General features: G+C 53.9%; 20 protein-coding genes. 6 read left to right on the top strand and 14 right to left on the bottom strand.

Annotated features, from left to right (window positions below):
* Positions 1-309: 309 nt before the first annotated feature.
* Entirely contained in the window at positions 310-1,068 is a 759-nt protein-coding gene (locus SynPROS91_RS05380) for a hypothetical protein (protein WP_186519047.1), read from the bottom strand.
* Positions 1,069-1,105: 37 nt separating this feature from the next.
* Between SynPROS91_RS05380 and SynPROS91_RS05385 the strand changes: the two genes are divergently transcribed.
* The 5 genes from SynPROS91_RS05385 (at position 1,106) to SynPROS91_RS05405 (ending at position 4,436) form a co-directional block, all read left to right on the top strand.
* Entirely contained in the window at positions 1,106-1,828 is a 723-nt protein-coding gene (locus tag SynPROS91_RS05385; protein WP_186519049.1) for a hypothetical protein, read from the top strand.
* Positions 1,829-1,832: 4 nt separating this feature from the next.
* Positions 1,833-2,171, top strand: a complete 339-nt coding sequence (locus SynPROS91_RS05390) for a DUF6464 family protein (RefSeq protein WP_186519051.1) — start codon at positions 1,833-1,835, stop codon at positions 2,169-2,171.
* The gene (locus SynPROS91_RS05395; RefSeq protein ID WP_186519053.1) at positions 2,171-2,656 is read left to right on the top strand and encodes a hypothetical protein; all 486 of its coding nucleotides are present in this window, start codon (positions 2,171-2,173) and stop codon (positions 2,654-2,656) included. Before SynPROS91_RS05390 ends, SynPROS91_RS05395 begins: the two co-directional genes overlap by 1 nt.
* Positions 2,657-2,880: 224 nt before the next feature.
* Entirely contained in the window at positions 2,881-3,123 is a 243-nt protein-coding gene (locus SynPROS91_RS05400; RefSeq protein ID WP_255439958.1) for a hypothetical protein, read from the top strand.
* Between the two features lie 107 nt (positions 3,124-3,230).
* Positions 3,231-4,436, top strand: coding sequence for a DEAD/DEAH box helicase (locus SynPROS91_RS05405; protein ID WP_222929404.1), 1,206 nt, complete (start codon positions 3,231-3,233; stop codon positions 4,434-4,436).
* Between the two features lie 10 nt (positions 4,437-4,446).
* On the opposite strand, the gene fmt is transcribed toward SynPROS91_RS05405, so the two are convergent.
* From fmt to SynPROS91_RS05460, 11 genes are all read right to left on the bottom strand, one after another.
* Complete coding sequence (fmt, locus tag SynPROS91_RS05410) at positions 4,447-5,475, bottom strand: methionyl-tRNA formyltransferase (RefSeq protein WP_186519057.1); 1,029 nt, start codon at positions 5,473-5,475, stop codon at positions 4,447-4,449.
* Positions 5,476-5,485: 10 nt separating this feature from the next.
* Positions 5,486-6,853: a TldD/PmbA family protein gene (locus tag SynPROS91_RS05415; protein ID WP_186519059.1), complete on the bottom strand. Its 1,368-nt coding sequence runs from the start codon at positions 6,851-6,853 to the stop codon at positions 5,486-5,488.
* A gap of 2 nt (positions 6,854-6,855) precedes the next feature.
* Entirely contained in the window at positions 6,856-8,301 is a 1,446-nt protein-coding gene (locus SynPROS91_RS05420) for a TldD/PmbA family protein (RefSeq protein ID WP_222929405.1), read from the bottom strand.
* Positions 8,302-8,380: 79 nt separating this feature from the next.
* Positions 8,381-9,466: a magnesium-protoporphyrin IX monomethyl ester (oxidative) cyclase gene (gene acsF, locus SynPROS91_RS05425; RefSeq protein WP_186519061.1), complete on the bottom strand. Its 1,086-nt coding sequence runs from the start codon at positions 9,464-9,466 to the stop codon at positions 8,381-8,383.
* A gap of 74 nt (positions 9,467-9,540) precedes the next feature.
* Positions 9,541-9,978 (bottom strand): DUF2996 domain-containing protein, encoded by a 438-nt coding sequence (locus SynPROS91_RS05430; RefSeq protein ID WP_186519063.1) that lies wholly within the window; start codon positions 9,976-9,978, stop codon positions 9,541-9,543.
* A 45-nt stretch (positions 9,979-10,023) separates the two neighbouring features.
* Entirely contained in the window at positions 10,024-10,560 is a 537-nt protein-coding gene (locus tag SynPROS91_RS05435) for a hypothetical protein (RefSeq protein WP_186519065.1), read from the bottom strand.
* On the bottom strand, positions 10,557-11,186 hold the full coding sequence (locus tag SynPROS91_RS05440) for a flavin prenyltransferase UbiX (protein WP_186519067.1): 630 nt from the start codon (positions 11,184-11,186) through the stop codon (positions 10,557-10,559). The genes SynPROS91_RS05435 and SynPROS91_RS05440 overlap by 4 nt, the downstream gene beginning before the upstream one ends.
* Before the next feature lie 4 nt (positions 11,187-11,190).
* Positions 11,191-13,572: an RNB domain-containing ribonuclease gene (locus SynPROS91_RS05445; RefSeq protein WP_186519069.1), complete on the bottom strand. Its 2,382-nt coding sequence runs from the start codon at positions 13,570-13,572 to the stop codon at positions 11,191-11,193.
* A 126-nt stretch (positions 13,573-13,698) separates the two neighbouring features.
* Complete coding sequence (locus SynPROS91_RS05450) at positions 13,699-14,004, bottom strand: TMEM165/GDT1 family protein (RefSeq protein WP_186519071.1); 306 nt, start codon at positions 14,002-14,004, stop codon at positions 13,699-13,701.
* Between the two features lie 7 nt (positions 14,005-14,011).
* Entirely contained in the window at positions 14,012-14,341 is a 330-nt protein-coding gene (locus SynPROS91_RS05455) for a TMEM165/GDT1 family protein (protein ID WP_186519073.1), read from the bottom strand.
* On the bottom strand, positions 14,334-14,708 hold the full coding sequence (locus tag SynPROS91_RS05460) for a YkgJ family cysteine cluster protein (protein WP_186519075.1): 375 nt from the start codon (positions 14,706-14,708) through the stop codon (positions 14,334-14,336). Before SynPROS91_RS05460 ends, SynPROS91_RS05455 begins: the two co-directional genes overlap by 8 nt.
* 118 nt (positions 14,709-14,826) lie before the next feature.
* Here SynPROS91_RS05460 and psb30 point away from each other — a divergent pair, with 118 nt between their 5' ends.
* Positions 14,827-14,934: a photosystem II reaction center protein Ycf12/Psb30 gene (psb30, locus tag SynPROS91_RS05465; protein WP_038013133.1), complete on the top strand. Its 108-nt coding sequence runs from the start codon at positions 14,827-14,829 to the stop codon at positions 14,932-14,934.
* Here the strand turns inward: psb30 and SynPROS91_RS05470 are convergent.
* Both SynPROS91_RS05470 and recJ read right to left on the bottom strand, forming a co-directional pair.
* Complete coding sequence (locus SynPROS91_RS05470; protein ID WP_186519077.1) at positions 14,913-16,274, bottom strand: chloride channel protein; 1,362 nt, start codon at positions 16,272-16,274, stop codon at positions 14,913-14,915. The genes psb30 and SynPROS91_RS05470 overlap by 22 nt on opposite strands.
* Positions 16,271-18,166, bottom strand: coding sequence for a single-stranded-DNA-specific exonuclease RecJ (gene recJ / locus SynPROS91_RS05475; RefSeq protein WP_186519508.1), 1,896 nt, complete (start codon positions 18,164-18,166; stop codon positions 16,271-16,273). The genes SynPROS91_RS05470 and recJ overlap by 4 nt, the downstream gene beginning before the upstream one ends.
* Positions 18,167-18,209: the final 43 nt, after the last annotated feature.

The following is an 18,209-nucleotide window of genomic DNA, read 5'->3' on the forward strand; positions in this document are numbered from 1 at the left end:
TACTTTTGGCTCCATTCTTGTGATCGGTTTTGCCACTTGCTTTTGCAATTCCAGTTCGGCTTAACCGCTGATGGAGGAGTTTTAGCCTGTGGGTTTATTTCACTCTAGAACGAGTTCTAGCACTGGCGATGTACAGCAGCTTTGTAGATTATGGGATTAATTATTTAATAGAAGGAGTACTTGCAGCTCCCCCTCGCGCTCACAATCTCCAACCAATCTCCGCCGATAGACCCCAAAAGTTAATCCATTAGCGGCTATTTAAATTCCTCAACGGCTTTCATATACTACATTTCTAGCCTGAAATCCTAGTCAGGAAGTTGCTGCCATTAGCTGCTCTTCTAACAGCATATTGAACTCAAACAATTGTTCGTCACTGAGTTGTTGTCTTGATGTTGCCCCTAGTTTTGATTGCAGGAATGTCTTTGCGCTTTCTTGATCCCATTTCAGTGTCGTGAGCATTTCGTCGCCTTGAGTGATCAAGTCGCTTCTGCGTAGAGGAGTTGGCACTGAAACTGCTTCAGCACCAATTTCGAAACTTTTAAGTTTATTCAGAAAGGAAACTAGATCGCTATATCTCGTTAATTTGTGCCTGCTTCCATGGCCATATGCGCGCTCTAAATACATTTGCTCATGTTCGCGGCTCCAACCGATGCGCTTGAGTTGTAGATCGATAGCTGTGAGCTCTTCGCTCCAATCATCTGGGTCTGTGGGTGCTTCGCTTGGTTCTGCGATTTCTTTTGGTTGTGATGCCTGATCTTGAGGTGGGGCCGATGGCGATGGTTCTGATTTGCTCTGCTCGTTTTTGCCCGCAGCTTGTTGTTCTCTTAGCTGTTTGGCATCGCCCATCTCTTGTCTTTTTATAGGCCTCTCCGCTGGTGGCTTTTGCTCAGGGGCTGCCTCTGCCTTCATGAGACGATCCATTAAGCGCTCTCGAGCACGGTCTTCTGCTTGCTCTGCATCAGCAGCCTCTCCTAATGAGCTGCCGAATTCCTGTTCGCCTTCGAAGCAGCTGACACGTACTACACATCGGTTGCTATCGATGTGGCAAATCTCGACCTTTGTCTTCATGCCTCTGGAGGGGGTTAACCATTTCTAAGCTGTTGGGATGGATTCAGCAGCCTTACCATCTCTAACGCCTTTTCTCGATGGTGTTGATCGATGGGCTGAGCTCTTACCTCTCCTTCCAGTGCTTGTGGCTTTGGAGTTGGTGCTCTCTGCCGACAATGCTATTGCCTTAGCTGCTGTTGCTCGAAAGCAAAAAGACCCGGTTAAGGAAAAGAGAGCTCTCGACTATGGAATTGCAATTGCTTTTTTTCTCAGAGTTGCCTTGATTTTATTGGCCCAGTGGGTGTTGGCATTCAAACCATTGCAATTACTTGCTGGTGTTTATCTGCTGTGGCTCTTCTTGTCTCATATCTGGTTCAAGCCATCAGTCTCCCAAACTTCCACCGGATCCCCAGGGCATTCTTCATCGATCTCCTTCATACGAACGATCGTGGCATTGGCCCTAACCGATTTGGCCTTTTCAGTGGATAGTGTTGCTGCTGCTGTTGCGATTAGTGACCAACTTATTCTTGTTATTACGGGGGCCTTTATTGGTGTTGTTGCATTACGCTTTACCTCGGGGTTATTCATTCGTTGGCTTGACGTTTACACACGTTTAGAAACTGCTGGTTACCTGGCGGTTGCTTTAGTGGGCATCAAGCTTATTTTTACGTTGATCTTTTCGGATTTGCAACCCCCCGAATGGTGGACGCTGTTGACAGTTGCGCTATTGATGATTTGGGGCTTTTCTCAACGGAAAGAGCCGTTGTCACACGAAGTTTGATCTGATGCTTGTTGAATTACGTCAGTCCATCAATCTCGTTTTGCTCGACCGCATGGAGATGATTGATCCTCCAATGCCAGGGCAATGGTTTCTTCATGATCAGGCCAGTTATCTCGTGATGCAACGACGGCATCGATATAAATTACGTTCAGGTCGCTATGAACTCTCTTCGATTGTTCTACTTGTTAAAGCTCAAAAGCAGCCTGCCGATGCACACTTTGTTGGTCATGGTTGGGTGATTGGAGATTCTGATTGCCGCTTCAATGCTTTGACCCCACTGCTTCGTTGCGCCGTGTTGCCAGATGGACCCTGCGATCGCTGTGCGCATAGAGAAGCGCGCTGATGTCCTCCCTTCTCTGGCATCCTGCTGTTCTTCTTGAGGGACACGGAGTTGCATCTGGTCAAGCTTTGAACGCAGGCCAATTAAAGACCTCTCCCTACCCCAAGGGCACGATTGCGATGCAAGCACCATTTTTTGCGGCGTTAGGACTTGATCTTTCTCCGTTTTGGCCTGGCACCTTAAATCTTTCTTTTTCTCCTGCTGAACTACAACTGAAGAATCCAGATTATTTATTTCGCGATCTTCAATGGACCCATTTGCATCCGCCTGAAACCTTTTCGTTTTGGAAGATTCGTTTGCGTTCAGTTGGTGTTCATGATTTTAATGTTCCAGGTTTAGTCTATCGTCCTCATCCAGAAACCAAGGCAAGGCATTGGCAAAATTCATCAGTCTTGGAAATTCTAGTTCCCTATATCGATCATATTCGTTTGAGTGAATGGTTTGAACTTGGAGTGAATCCTGAGACCATTCAAGTCTTACATCCCTAATCACAGGAGACGAACTATTGTTCATGGCTTGGTCTTGTGTAGGCCGCCTTGTCCTTTGGCGTTTAGTCATGGGTGTGATCTGTTCTGGTTTTTATTCTGGTCCTTTGTTAGATGTTTCTGTTTAATCTGACAATTTCCCTTCTTGAGTTTTTACTGTTTGTTTGTTTTTTTACAATTTCTGATCATGCCTAGACCATTGCTCTTCTATGAGCAACACTTTGTGAGTGATTCTAAATCTTGGTGGTTCAATCTTGATGAAGGATGCAGAACGCATTAAAACTCGCTCAGTTCTGCTTGAATTTTTGAAATTCAGGGTGTTAGCAGCGGGTGAAGAGTTTTTTGATGGCACGGGCTTGGAGAACCGACGTCAGTGGTTGGGGATGGTGCATTCGCAAGCGCTTGCCCTGTCGGATGAGGACCTTGACCAGATTTGGAATCAGGCTCGCATCCTTTATACGGAGTGTTGAAGGTGTGGATCTAGGCTGAATCTTTCGCCCTCCCGGCCATTCCCGCTTCCCCTCTCGCATCGGAGTCCGCAACCTCTGGTTTTGATTCCCTTGGTTTGAGTCAGCCGTTGCTGAAGGCTCTGCAGGAGAAGGGATACTCCGCTCCGTCGCCGATTCAGTTGCAGGCCATTCCCGCTGTGATCTCTGGCCGGGATGTGATGGCTGCTGCCCAAACAGGCACGGGTAAAACCGCAGGCTTCACGCTTCCGATGTTGGAACGCCTCAACCATGGGGCTCGTCCAGGGCGAAGTCAAATTCGGGCCTTGGTGCTGACCCCGACTCGCGAGCTTGCCGCCCAGGTGCTGGCAAGTGTTCGTGACTACAGCAAGCATCTTCCGCTCACCAGCGAAGTGGTGTTTGGGGGTGTGAAGATCAACCCTCAAATTCAGCGTCTGCAAAAGGGTGTTGATGTGTTGGTTGCCACTCCAGGCCGTTTGTTAGATCTGCTTCAGCAGGGTGCTGTGCGTTTCGATCGGGTTGAATTTTTGGTGCTTGATGAAGCCGATCGAATGTTGGACATGGGCTTCATTCATGACATCCGAAGGGTGATTTCTCGTCTTCCTGATCGTCGTCAGACCCTGATGTTTTCGGCCACTTTCAGTGCGCCAATTCGAAAGTTAGCGACGGGTTTGCTTGACCATCCCGTACAAATTCAGGTTGCACCTGCCAATCAAACCGTGCGCTCTGTGGAGCAGGTTGTTCATCCATGCGACATGGCCCGCAAAATTGATCTGCTCAGTCATCTGATTCGCAGTGGTGAGTGGATGCAGGTGTTGGTCTTCTCCCGCACAAAACATGGAGCGAATCGCGTCGTGGAACGTTTGAGTCAGCAGGGGCTCTTAGCGGCTGCTATTCATGGCAACAAAAGCCAGGGGGCACGAACCCGGGCTTTGCAGGGATTCAAGGATGGTTCTGTGCGCGTTCTTGTTGCCACTGATATCGCTGCTAGGGGGATTGATATTCAGCAGCTCCCTCATGTGGTGAATCTCGACCTCCCAAACGTTGCCGAAGACTATGTACATCGCATTGGGCGTACAGGTCGTGCTGGAGAAACCGGCCACGCTATTTCTTTGGTTGCTGCTGAGGAGGCATTGCTCTTGAAGGCGATTGAGCGCGTTACGGGTGAGTCTCTACGTCGAGAAAATGTTCCAGGGTTTGAGCCCACCGTTCTCAGTGCTACCCCCCTCGACCTAAGCGGTGGACGGGGTCGTCGTTCAGGAAGTTCATCGCGACGACGACAGGACACCCGTAGCACTAGGACGTATCGTCGTTAACACTTATGCGTCACGTAAACGTGCCGAATTGCTGTTGAGGTTGAGCGTTTAATTGTTGAAGAAGGGAATCGCTTTGGCTCCGCCCTTTCCCCTCGAGCTGTGCTGCACGAACCAGGATCGGACAGCCGCTCGTGCTGACGACGATGCCGAGTCCCTTCTCAGTTCCCAACACGATTCCAGGAGGATGACCTCCTGTAGGCCAGCGCCCGATGAGGGGATGTATCTCGGCCGGGAGCTCCTCTCTCAGTCGCTTGATAAGCGGTTCGCAATGCAAGAGTTTGAGGCGTTTGTCATTCCAAATCGTCACTGCATTGGGATAGAGCGCCATCACTTTGCGGTGAATGGTGAGTGCCGAGGCTGACCAGTCGATCTGATGGTCTTGTTTGCTGAGCATGCGGGCGTAACTCGCTTCTCCAGGGCGATCGGCCTGGTCGATCAGCTTGAGTCGTGCTCTACGTTCGGGCTCGGATCCGTGTCCTGCTGATTCAATCAATGGCATGGCTTCCACCATGAGATCAGCGGTGAGAGCGCTCAGACGTTCGGCCAGGGTGTGGTGGTTATCGAGCAACCCAATCGACAGATTTCGCTCAATCAGAACAGGTCCAGTGTCGAGTCCTTCTTCCATCGCCATCACACCCACGCCAGTTTCGGCATCCCCTTCAAGCAGCGACCACTGAATGGGTCCAGCACCTCGCCATCGGGGCAGCAGAGATCCATGGCCGTTCCAGCACCCCAGTGGTGGTTGATTCAGCACACTCTTTGGCAAAATTTGCCCGAAGGCCACCACCACGGATAGGTCTGCTTTGAGCTCAGCGAGCTGCTCTTGGCAGTTTTCGTCCTGCTTGATGCGTTGTGGCGTGAACACCGTCAACCCCATCTCAAGGGCTTTGGCCTTTACGGGCGATGGAATCAAGGATTTCCCGCGTCCCCTGCGTCGATCCGGTTGGGTGACCACTCCCACCAGCGTATGGCCGGCTTGATGCAGTGCCACCAGAGTTGGCACCGCATAGTCGGGCGTGCCCCAGAACAAAATGTTCATCTTGGGGAGCTCAGGCCTCGCCTGTAATCGCTAAGCCATCCACCCAGACATGTGGTGAAACGCCTTGATGGGTCACCACTTCGTTGGGCTCTAAGTGAACGATTCCTTTCAGAACATCGCGGATGTCGCCAGCGATCGTGGCTGCTTCCACAGAGATTCGCTCACCATCTTTGACGAGCCAGCCATCAAACGGCAGTGAAAAGGCACCTTGGCTGGCCTTCACACCTGCATGAAGTGCGTTCAAACTCTCGATCAACACAAAAGTATCCCCGGCGTTGCGATGGTCGAGATGGCTCGCCGCACCGCTGACTCCTTTGCTTGAACTCACCTCAAACCAATCTGGTCCCACCGAAACCTTGGCTCCGAGTCCAGCGTGACCGGTGGGATGCACACCAAATTGACGTGCCGTTGCCTCGGAATGAAGCAGATTCTCCAAGGTGCCGTTGCCAATCAGGCAGAGACGTTTGGTTGGTGTTCCTTCTCCATCAAAGGCAGCTGCTCCCACATGAGCGGGGTGCAAACCATTGTCGTGCAAATTGAAAAATGGCACGGCGAGTTGATGGCCAAGCGATTCCTTGCTGCTCAGGCTGACGCCATCCAGAATGGATCTGGCATTCATCATGCTGCTAAAGGCACCGAGCAAGTCCAGGAACGCCTCCGGTGTGAAACAGACCAAATAACGACCGGTATCGATCGGTTGGTAATTGAGATGGCTGATGGTGCGTTCGGCGGCTTCCTGAATGCAGCCACCCAAATCAAGATCAGCACTGCCGAGCGCCACGCGTACGGCCCCACCGCTGCGTGGTTTTCTGCCACTTTCTTCGGCACGGGCATAAAGGTAGAGGCTGGCCTGCGTGCGTTGCATGTGGCGGAGTGCCCCCTCGCTGTTGAGGTAAATCCTTTCGCTATTGCCTTCGCTTAAGCCGTTGTAGGGGACGGTTTCGATCGCAGGGTGTTTGGCAAGCAGCTCGCCTTCTACATCTTTCAGAGTGCTGAGCAACGTCTGAATGCTTTGAGAGGGTTTCAGCGGCCGATCAAGCTCGGGGATCGGTGCCGTTGCCAATGGAGAAAAGCCTGGGATGTCTTCTGTATTGCCAAAGGAACTGGCCTGATATGCGCCCTTGAGGGCTTTGTCGAGCCCTCCTGGTGAGAGGTCAGAGGTGCTTGTCACACCAACCAGTCCTTGCTCATTCCAAACGCGCACTGTGATCGAGCTGCGTTGAGCCGCCTTCATTTGCTTGGCTTCTCCCCGGTCCACTTGGACCGAAGCATTCATTCCTCGACTGGCTCCTAGATCCCAATGACGGATTCCGTCTCTGGTTGCTAATGCATGGAGCTGATCCCGCAGCTCTTTCACATTGAGAGGTGTATGGGTCATGGTCAGCGGCCTCCCACCGTGATCGAATCAACCTTGATGTGGGGTTGCCCCACCGTGACAAAAATGCTGCCGCTCACCGATCCGCAGTAGCCAGCTGCTAAGTCGAGATCGTTGGCGCACATGGAAATTCTTGGCATGACTTCCTTGGCTTCACCGATCAGCGTGGCTCCCTTCACTGGACGGCCGAGTTGGCCATTTTCGATGATGTAGCCCTCCTCCACAGAGAAATTGAATTGACCGGTTGGTCCCACACTTCCACCGCCCATGGACTTGCAATACAAGCCACGGTCGACCGATTGGATCAGTTCGTCGGTGCTGTGGGGACCTGCAGCGATATAGGTGTTGCGCATGCGGCTCGCAGCTGCGAAGCCATGGCTTTGTCGCCTACCGCTCCCGGTCCGAGCATGACCGGTGCGTAGTTCTCCTGCGCGATCACTCAGGAATCCTTTCAAGACGCCCTTCTCGATTAAGACCGTGCGCTCTGATTCCATCCCCTCATCGTCCATGGATAAAGACCCAAAGGCACCGGTACTGAGACCTTCATCAATTGCGGTCACAGCAGGGTTGGCGATCGTTTGTACAACTTGATCTGCAAACGGGGTTGTGCCGCGTTCCACCTGGGTGGTTTCGAGCAGATGGCCGCAGGCTTCATGGAAAATGACGCCTCCAAAACGATTGGCAAGGACCACGGGCATCTGTCCTCCATCCACGTAATCGGCATGAAGCATGGTTGCTGCACTACTGCACACTTCATTGGCCGCTGCATCCACATCCCATTCCCGTAAATCATCCGGGCGATCGCTGGATCCAAATCGGCGAGCGATGCTGGCGCGATGTTCACCATCTGCGGCCAACACACTGAGGCCACTGGACTGATGCAAGCGGATGTCGCGGGCATAGGTTCCATCACTGGCAGCGACAAGGACCTCTTGCCAGTCGCGTGAAAAGCTGCCACGACGCACCTCAAGGTGCTGTCCGATCTGATCGAGTCGGGCCGTTCCTTCCAGCAGTCGTTGTGTGATTTCACTGAGCTCAGGTGACTGAGCGAGCCATGCGTCCTTATTGACTCCAAAATCTCTGAGCTGAAGGAGTCCTTCAAAGCCTCTCTGATGCTGAAGAGCGTTGTGCTCCAATTCGAGCATTGCCAAGGCTTGGTCAAGGGCTTGGGCGAGGCCGGATTCACTGAGATCGTTCGTGCTAACGAAACCGTCTCGATGTCCGAGGAAGACGCGGATTCCAGCCCCCATTCCGAAGGATGGAGACACACTTGTGATGCGTTCCTGTTCGGCGAGAACACCTAAGTGATCCGTGCGTTCTAGGAACACTTCAACCAGATCAGCACCAGCACGAACCCCTGTCTGCAGAAGCGTTTCCAGGCGATCTTTCCAGGGAGTGTGGCTCGGATCCAGAGTGAAGGTCTGGTTAAGAGCGGGATGGGTTTCGACCAAGCCCCTCGTCTGCGTCAACCTTGATTATGGAGAATCGCGGTAGAAATCGGAGACAGAGGCTCTGGTCGGTTGCCAGCTCTCAACGAATGCTTGGGTGGTATCGCTCGCTGCGGATCGGTGCCATCAAGAAGAGAGATGCCATCTGAGCGCCGTTGGCCACCCAATGGGGAAGTTTGCGCAGCAGTTTGATAGGTGCAGGGGCTTGCGTTGCATCCACGGCGCTGAGCGCAGCGTTGTTGTTCACCAAGCGTTCGAGACCGTTGAAAAAGCGGGGATTCTTGACATCGAGAACCACTGGGAAAACCCGTGCAGTGTTTTCGTTCGTCTTGTCGATGACCAAGCGGTCGTATTCCCGAGCATCAAGACCCAAGGATTCGTAAAACTCCTTGCGAGCCACATCACGCACATACATGGTGGCGAACACCGCAAGCAGAAAGAAACGGCACCACAGTCGTGCGCGCAATCCCCTCACAGTGTCTGGCTGAGCTTTCATCAACGCGTCAAAGAAATCACCGTGGCGATTTTCGTCCTGACACCAATTCTCGAAGAAGTTGAAGATCGGGAAAATCTTGCAATCGGGATTTTGCTCAAGATGGCGAAATATGGTGATGTAACGCCAGTAACCAATTTTTTCAGACAGATATGTGGCGTAAAAGATAAATTTTGGTTTGAAAAATGTATAGCTTTTGCTGGCTGTTAAGAAGCCAAGATCTAGCTGCAGTCCAAAATCGCTCATCGACTTGTTGAGGAAGCCGGCATGGCGCGCTTCATCACGGGCCATATGCGAGAAGCATTCAGCCAGAAGGGGGTTTTTGGTTTTGATCCGACGGCTGAGTTCTTTGTAAAGCAAAAATCCGGAAAATTCAGACGTGCAACTTTGCTCAAGAAATTCAACGAATACTTTGCGGGTTTCTGGATCGAGCTGCTCTGCAGCTCCATCAAATTCGCCATTGCGTACAAAGTGATGGCGGTTGTAATCCTTTCGAAATTCTTCGCAGATGGCCTCTAGTTCTGCCTCATTCGGACGTAGATCCATCGCGGCCATCGCCTCGAAATCTGTCGTATAAAAACGAGGGGTCAGGATCGTGTCCTTCTCCGGATCTTTCGCCGTTACGTTGGATCCTGGTGCTGCTGTGGCTTCCGTCACGGCTGTTGGAGGCACCATCGGTTGCGTCGTCACTACGTCTCATCGTAGGTCGCCCTCTGGTAACCACGCAGCCCACTGTTACGAGCGCTCAGTTAATTTCCGCCCAGCCATTTCTGGCCATTCAGACGCTGCAGCAATCGGGACTGGAGAAGAGCCAGGTTGATGCGTTTCTCATCGATCAAAAAGGATTCCAGCAGGCTTGGCTCCGTTCCGGATTCTGCAAGTGCAATGGTTTTCCCGGATGTGATCGAATCCGATTCAAAACAGACCCAGAACCGCCGATCGCCTGGTAACTCACCGGCGACCATCCAGCATTGGCCTCCTACAACAGGACGATCGCCTTCGATGAGATCGATCGAAGCGGTGATCTGATGATTGCCGCTCAGCGCTTTGCTGAGGGATGGGATGAGATCGTCCTTAATGAACGCCTGAAAGGGCTTGTCCTCCAGCTTCGGCTTCGGAGCAGGTTTTGCTGCCGGTTTGGCCGCTGGTTGGGCAGCTGCTTTGGGTGTTTCGGGAGTTTCGCTCACCGGACTTTGATTGCTGCGCGAACTGTAGACAGCCCAGTGCTCCCTCTACCAATCATCGCCAATCTGTCGATTCCAATCGTCTGCATCAGATCCAGCTCCTCCCCCTGCAGCGGCAGTAGATGGATTGGCCTGCTGTTCTCTTGCCTGGATTGGGTTGGTGTTTTTGGATTGGGTTGCTGTTGTGTTGGCCGGGCTGCCTCGATGCACCACCCTGAAGGGCACTGAGACGGTTGGGGCTGGATCGCGCACGTCACGTTCAGGCCAGGGCGTGGGTTGAGCTGCTCTTGCCTGATGTGGTTGCTCACGAGGCAAGGGCTCTTGAAGATCGGGCCCTGTTGCCGGACGTCGAACCTTTCGGTGCAGCACAGGTCTCGAAGTCACCATCGCCAATCCACCTACAGCGCTGACGCCCGACCCCAGGACCGTTACGACGGCGATCCAGGCCCCAATGGGCATTGGGGGCAAACTCCATGTGAGCACCCGCAACGATGACGCTTTTCCGAGATTGAGTGAGGCAATTAACAGCATCAACACCACCGGACTCAGACATGGAATCAGCAGCAAGCGTTGAAAGGCTGTCATGGCTGGCGACCCTGCCAACGTTTCAGAGGACTCAAATCCTCGCCAAGGGAATCGAAGAGTCTCACCACTAAGAAATCAACCATCTCATTGAGATTTTGGGGCTGGCTATACCAGGCAGGGATAGGTGGTGCAATTCTTGCTCCCGCTTCAGCCAGAGTTGTGAGATTGCGGAGATGAATCAGGCTCCATGGCATTTCTCTAGGAGCCAGCACTAGTGGTCGTCCTTCTTTGAGATGAACATCGGCACAACGTTCAAGAAGATCACTGGCCACTCCGGCGGCGATACGTCCCACGGTGCCCATTGAGCAAGGAACAATCACCATGCCTCGGGTTGCCACACTTCCGCTGGCAATGGTGGCGGCTTGATCTCCCCAGCGATGGCAAATCAACGATCCAGTTTCAACCTTCAGCCGCGATCTCCAAAAGCGTTCCTGAAGCTCTGGATCGACGGGAACCTGGATGGATTGTTCGGCGAGCCAAACCTCATGAGCCCCACGACTCATGATCAGGTGAACGCTGCGTTCCTGTTGAAGCAACAATTGGAGGGCCCGCTCGGCAAGCGGTTGGGCTGAGGCACCGCTCACCCCTATGACATATGGACGTTCAGATTGCTCCACGAAGGACACGTCCCTAACCCTCACTCAGGGCCACAGGCATCGGAGACTCGTCCTCTACTTCTTCCGAGGACAACACGATGTCCAGGTCGATCTGATTGCGCAGGACGTCCACCTTGGTGACACGAACCGTGACGGGATCTCCAAGTTTGTAAACGCGGCGATTACGACGACCCACAAGTCGATTTTGGCGCGAACGATATTCGTACCAATCGTCGTTCAAGGAGCTGACATGCACCAGACCTTCCACCATGGAGGGGGCAATTTCCACGAAGAATCCATAACTCTGAACGCCACTAATGACGCCTTGCTGCTCCTGATCGAGCATGGGTTCGGCGCTGCGTGCTTGAGCCATCGCAATCACATCTCTGCGAAGCTCTGACTGCTGGCGGCGCCGAGCATTGAGCCGTTGAAGTTGGCGTTCTTGGAGAAGCTCCTGTAATCGTTGTTGGAGCGACCCGCTAAAGAGCGGCCAAGTCATCTTTGAAGCGGCACCTTTGTTGCCCAGGTTGACCGTTTCTTTCTGGCGAACGCTGGGACGATCTTTGCCGTCGTTGAGGAGCTGACACAACACCTGCTGGTTCAATAAATCGGCGTAATGCAGGCTGGGACAGCACCAAGGAGCCAATAAGGGAGACGATCCATCCTGGGCAGGACTAGACATCACATCAGAGTCGTTTGCAGGGTCAACGTCCTCAAGACATTCCTCCGTTTCAGTCGCTGATGCATCGTCTTCACTGGCGAGTGCGATGTGCTTGGCCTTCGACTGGATCAGGCGGTACTGGGGATCCGGGAGGGTGTGTCGCAACTGCAGATTGAGCACCCGTCTCGATGGGCTTGCGATCAAGGCTTGAGCGAGTTCCGACGCCGAGGTGGTGCCCTCTTCATCCAGGGAGAGAGGCAGTTCTAAGGCAATGGCTGCTTTGGCGACATCGTTTAGCGGTCCACTTTCGGGATCATTGGCTTGCAGCACCAGAGCTGGAAGATTGAAATCCAGGCAATGCTGAGTCCAGGTGGCATGAGCCGCTCGCAGTAACACAGCCAAGATTGAAAAGGGATCCTCTTCCCTCAGCGGCTCAATCCACTGCCGATTCCCACCATCAGGTTCGGTGGCTCGCAGGTCTCCCAGAGTTTCTAAACCGGGTGTTGGGAGATCCAATTCGATTTGTCCCTGTCTTAACTCTGCTTCATGAAGAGCTTTGGCACAAAAGATCAAAGTCTCCAGTTGTCCGATGTGATCTTTAATCGATTTCAGTGCTGCTGGGATGGCACGAGATCGAGGCTTTCGCCCCGCCAAAGCAGCCAAAGCCTCCGATGTCACTTCAGCGACAGGTCGAATCTGAGTCAGACAGAATTCCCAGTCGCGAGCTTCGCCTTCAGCATCAAGATCAACACGAAGACTCACCGCAGCTTGTGATTCGCCAACTTTGAAAGCTGCCGCCTTGGAGAGGTTGGTGCTTAGCAGCGGGATCCACTTATTGCCCAAACAAAGCGCTTCGCTTTGTTCGCACAACCATTGATCAAGACTGTTGCCAGGGTTGATGCGTTCAGCGACAGCAGGAGCATGAATCCACAGTTGGGTTCCACCGTCATGGGGGATGACATGGGCTGCAGGTAGGTGGGGAGCACCATCAATCACCCAGTTGTTCAGCAGCAAACAGGGCTGATCCGTGAGGTCTTTGCGTCGTTTATCTGCTGGAGCCTTAATCGTTGTTCTTGGGGCACTAGCCCGGGAGTGCAAATGGGCCTTGGTGAGCAGGAGATCGCGATCAGCATCGACACCGCCGTTGAGTGGCAGCGAACGGGCCACATGGCCGCGGGCTGGGTGTTGAGCGATCGGGTATCGATCCAGCTGCACTTCCACCACTGATGTGGCTGGTCCCTCGAGTTGGTAGTTGCTATCTCCCTCGGGTAGCTCGATGGAGGCGAGAAGACGATCATCGAGGGGAACGGCGAGCAGTCGTTCATCCTGTTGCTCCACTTGGGCCAAAAGGCTCGTGGTTGCTCTTTGCAAAATGCATTGCACCCCTCCCTCTGGAGATCGACGACGGCCCGCATCACGGATGATGCGCACCAACACGCGGTCACCATTCCAAGCGTGATTCAACTGATGGTCACGGATGTAGATGTCTTCGCCGCCGTCATCACGAATGGCAAAACAGAATCCTTTGCTGCTGCAGCGCAAACGGGCTTCAATCCAGCCGATGTCATCGCCTCGGGAGACCGAACTCTCCTCTTCAAGGCTCAGAACACCAAGGCGGTCTAGGCCCTTTAGCGCAATGCTGAGTGACTGTTTGTCGGCTCGATTGGTTAGACGGAGAATCTTCTCGAGTTTGCTGACCTCAAGCGAGCCGTCTTGGGGGACCTGGTCGAGAAGGTCGGCGACCGTAAATTTCATCGGAGCGTGAAAGAAGCCGGCCTTCAGGACCGGGAGTTGAATCAAAACCGTTGCACTCGAGGAGTGGGTAGTGCAATCAATGAATGACAATGCAACTCTAATCGCCGACTGTGCGCAATCCCCCTCTTAGTCCTCGGTCTGGCTGGATCCCAGTCCGGCTTGGAGCATGGGCATGAGCAAGCGACCTCCGATCACCAAGAATCCAGTGGAAGCAACCAGTTGCAGCCAGTCGGCTGGAATGACAGCGGATAATGACCCTCCAGCGACAGCACCAATCAAGCTGGCGAGCACTAAAGCGCTGGAGGATCCGAGAAACACCGCCAGTGGTCGATTGGATGTGCCGCTGATGGCCACTGTTGCCAACTGTGTTTTGTCACCGAGCTCTGCCAAGAACACGGTCACAAACGTGGAGAAGAGAAGGGTGAAGTACATAACAATTTCAGAGTGATTGGGTCTCTATTAGTGACTTCAAGGCCTGACTTCCCAGCCATAGACCCAGTCCAACCATCAGCAAACCTGCCATTTGTTCCAGGCGCTCTGGGGGAAGGATGGTGGAGAGCCAACGTCCCACCAGAACTCCCACCAGGCTTGAACAGATCAACGCCAGCGCTGCCCCGATAAACACCACCCATGGCTCGCCGGATTGGGCGGAAAGGAGAAGCGTGGCTAATTGGGTTTTGTCACCCAATTCAGCGAGGAATACGGTGGTAAAGGTACTAAGCAGAACGGCATTAAAACCAAGCTTGCTGTCGCTACCTGCTTCAGTCATCGGAATTCTGAGGTGAGCGAATCAACCGCTCGAACTTACGCAGTTCCAGGCTTCTTCCGCCATGAACAGATCGAATTTGCTGCCTACAGCAATCAATGGCGAAGTCATTGACCTCCTCCGTAGCTACCGCAAATAAATCGGCTAAACCACTCACCCTGCAAAAGTCTGGGCGCTGCTCATAAATCTTGCAGCGCCTGCCTCCCTGGTCAAAATGTCGACACCATCCGTCCTCTCCCACCATCTCCAGATAGATCGTTTGCTGTTCATCGGATAAAGCTTGAAGAGCTTCCTGTCGTTCAGCCGGAGCAAGCCTGCAACAAGCACCGCAGTGATTCAGGCAAGACCAGTGAAGGGGTGGGCGGCTCATGGCTCAATTCAGATCTAGCTGTGACAAGGCATCACAGTGATACCTCTCGATGAGGGCAATGCGGTGGAACGCCCCGTACCCTTTTGGAGGCATCATGCTGATCAACTGCTTTCCTTCCATGGGATTTGATATCCACCTGATTGCAAATTTTGGGGCTCTTGCTCTTATCACGCTTGCTGGCCCAGCAGTGATCTTCATCCTCTTCTATAGGCGCGGAGCTCTCTGAAGCTTTGCGAGTGCGTGATAAACCGGTGTTCGGGAGACCAGCCGGCCGGTGTATGCGGCGATGACGGCCGTGAGACAAGCGCCTGCAAATAATTGTTGATCGCCCACGAGTCTCCAGGAAAAAATCAAGGAGACCAGAGGCAATTGGGTGGCTCCAGCAAGTCCTGCTGCTAAGCCAAGACCTACACCCACCTGGGTGCTGAATCCAATCACTGCACAGACCGTATAGCCAAGAACGGCACCGAACGTCAGCGATGGGTCGATCAATCCACCTGGTACGCCTGGTGCAAGCGCGAGCATGGGACCGATCACCCGCACAACGGTGATCCAAATGCTCACGATCCCCGAGCGCAAATCGTTGTGCTCAGAGCCAAGTCCCGGCAAGCCACGCTCGAGAAGTTGTTTCACGAGGGCTTCACCATCCGCAGTGCTTGTACCCCAGCTCAACAGGGCGAGCAAACTGAGTGAGGCACCAAGGCATAGTCCAGTGCGCAGGGGACGCTGCCGGACCATTGGAGCCAAACGTGCTGTGGTCCAGACGAGTCCTCGATTGAAGAATCCACCCACAAGACCAGCGGCAATTCCGATCGGAATTGCCAAAAAGAGTTGTTCTTTTTCCGGCGCGAACACATTGATCAGACCTAACCCGAAGATCGGTTCTCCTCCAAGGTTTGAAAATCCAGCCGCGGCGACGCAGACCAGCAAAGCTGGCCAGATCGTGACGATTGAATATTCAGCTGTGAGCTCCTCAAGCATGAACACAACGCCAAGCAGAGGGGTGTTAAAACCACCAGCTAGACCGGCACCTCCCCCAATGGCGACCATCTGTCGTTCGGTGAGAGCTGGCATCCAATTGGGCCAACGCTTTTGAGTGGCTCGTGCCACTGCTGAGCCAAATTGCACCACCGGACCCTCCCGTCCCAGGGGAAACATGGCTGCTGTCGCCACAGACCAAAGGATTCCTCTGTGCAGAGTGCTGCCTGCTTCCATTGCATCTGGCATCAACGATGGATCTTCCAGAGCGTTCATCGTTGAAGGAATTCCTGATCCAGCGCCGCCCCGCCACGGTCCCCGTTGAAGAATCAACAGGATTGGCATCACCACGACGGGAGCAAGGGCAATCAGCAGACCAATGGAGGTCCAGCGTGTTTGGCCAGTTGTGGGCAAGAACTCGAAGAACCACTCCTGAATGCGATCGACGAGATTCAGGGGGAGGCAAGCCAATCCGATCAAGACGCCAACAATGAGCAAGCCAATGCAATGGCGCCCAAGTCGAAGGATCTCGTTCAAGACCGACGCTGGTCCACGGAACAGTGAGCTGGTGGTTTTAGCAGAGGTCATGGAAGCAGGCCGAGGCCAATGCAAGCGTCTTGAATGAGGCGAGCAACATAAGGGTGTCTTGCCCTGTTGTCTTTGCTTTCGAAGACTCCTTTGCTGTTGATCAGCCCAGCCAGGCTCTCTCCAGACTGATTCCGAATCTCTACGGTTGATTTGTTGGGGCTTGTGCAGCGATAAACGACTAGCCCGCGCTGCAGATCCAAGCAGGCGTGATGTTCTCGTAAAGCCTGGATTTCGAGCTGCAGTTTTGCTTCTCCTTGCCAGCGGTTGAGGCTGATCCGAAACGCCACATCCACGCTGGTTGGAAGTGGTTGGGTTTGTTGCCAACGCCAAGCGATGGCTTCCCGCTCACAGTCATCTTGAGTCAAAGTGAGTTTCAGGTGACCGCCGCGGAGCAATCGTTGTGATGTCACCTTGCAACCCCTCGACCAAAACAGTGGCGCTGGATGGCCGATTCCAAAGGGTTCAAGAGTGAGCAACGCCGACCAGAGTTCGTGATTGATTGCTGCTAGCGACAACAGGGCTTCTGGTTCCACCAAAAGGCCTTCTCCACGCGCTTCGATCCAGTCCATTGCCAAGGCATTGAGCTGCTCATGCAGTCGATGAACCTGCTCGGGCTTCACTGTGAACCCTCCTGCGGCGGGGTGCCCGCCATGGCGTTCAAGAAGGGCTGTGCAGTGGTCGAGAGCGCTGTCGACAGCGAACCCTTCTGGAGCCCGCACCGAGGCCCGCATCAGGCCATCGCCATCAGCAGCCAGAAGGGCGGTTGGACGTTGAAATCGTTCCATCAGACGTGCAGCAACGATGCCAATCACTCCGTGATGCCAGTGGCCTTGAGCGAGCAGAAGGAATGGTGGCAAGGGATCACGGTCAGACTCCAATAAGGCCAATGCTTCGGCCTCAATGGCATCACAGAGTTCTCGCCGCTGTCGGTTGAGACTGTCGCATTGCCGGCCGAGCTCAATCGCGCTGTTTTGGTCGTCTGCGGTGAGTAAATCCACCACCAACTGGGGATCGCCGATCCTCCCCACCGCGTTGATTCTGGGAGCCAGTTGAAAACCGATGTCATCGGCGCGCAGGGGGCGATCACCGAGTCCTGCGAGTTGCTGGAGGGCGCGCACTCCTGGACAGTTGCTTCGATGGAGATGAAGCAACCCTTCTCTAAGGAGTGTCCTGTTGGCACCTGTCAGCGGTGCCATGTCGGCCACCGTTCCAATGCAAAACAAATCACGAGCACTGGAGATGGCTGCTGGTTGGCGCATCTGTTCTGCGAGTTCTCTCGCCAGGACATAGGCGAGTCCAACGCCTGCTAACCCCCGATAGGGAGAGTGGTCCGGCGTCGTGGCCGGATGAATTAAAGCGAGAGCTTTTGGGGGTGTTTTTGGGAGCGTGTGGTGATCGGTGAGCACCACCTCCATGCCCAGATCTTCAGCTCTGCTCAGGGCTTCGTGAGCAGCCACTCCGTTATCGACCGTGACAATGAGCCGAACTCCACTGTCATGGAGTTCATTCACCATTGAACAGTTCAAGCCGTAGCCATCAGCCATACGGCTTGGGATCGCTGCCTGGGGTTCCGCCCCCAAGGTGCGCAAGGTGCGCAGCAACAACGCCGTACTCGTCATCCCATCGGCGTCGTAGTCGCCACAGATTGCAACGCGTTCTGCCTTTAAACAGGCCTGACGCAAGCGATGGACGGCCGTTTCCAAGTCAGGGAAGTGGCCATCAGGCTTGGGTAAGGGGGAATCACTCAGCAGTGCATTCACCTCATCTGGTTCTGTCAGACCGCGGCGGAACAGCAGTGCACGGAGGGGCAGAGGAAGGGGAACCCCATCCAAAGCAGTGAGGTCAATGCCCCGCGGTAGTTGCCATTGCTGAATCGAGGCGGCAGACGGCAACGGGCAGGAGCTCAAGCAGCCTGCATTGTGCTTCGTCCTTCAA

It is taken from the genome of Synechococcus sp. PROS-9-1 (assembly GCF_014279775.1).
GTDB lineage: Bacteria > Cyanobacteriota > Cyanobacteriia > PCC-6307 > Cyanobiaceae > Synechococcus_C.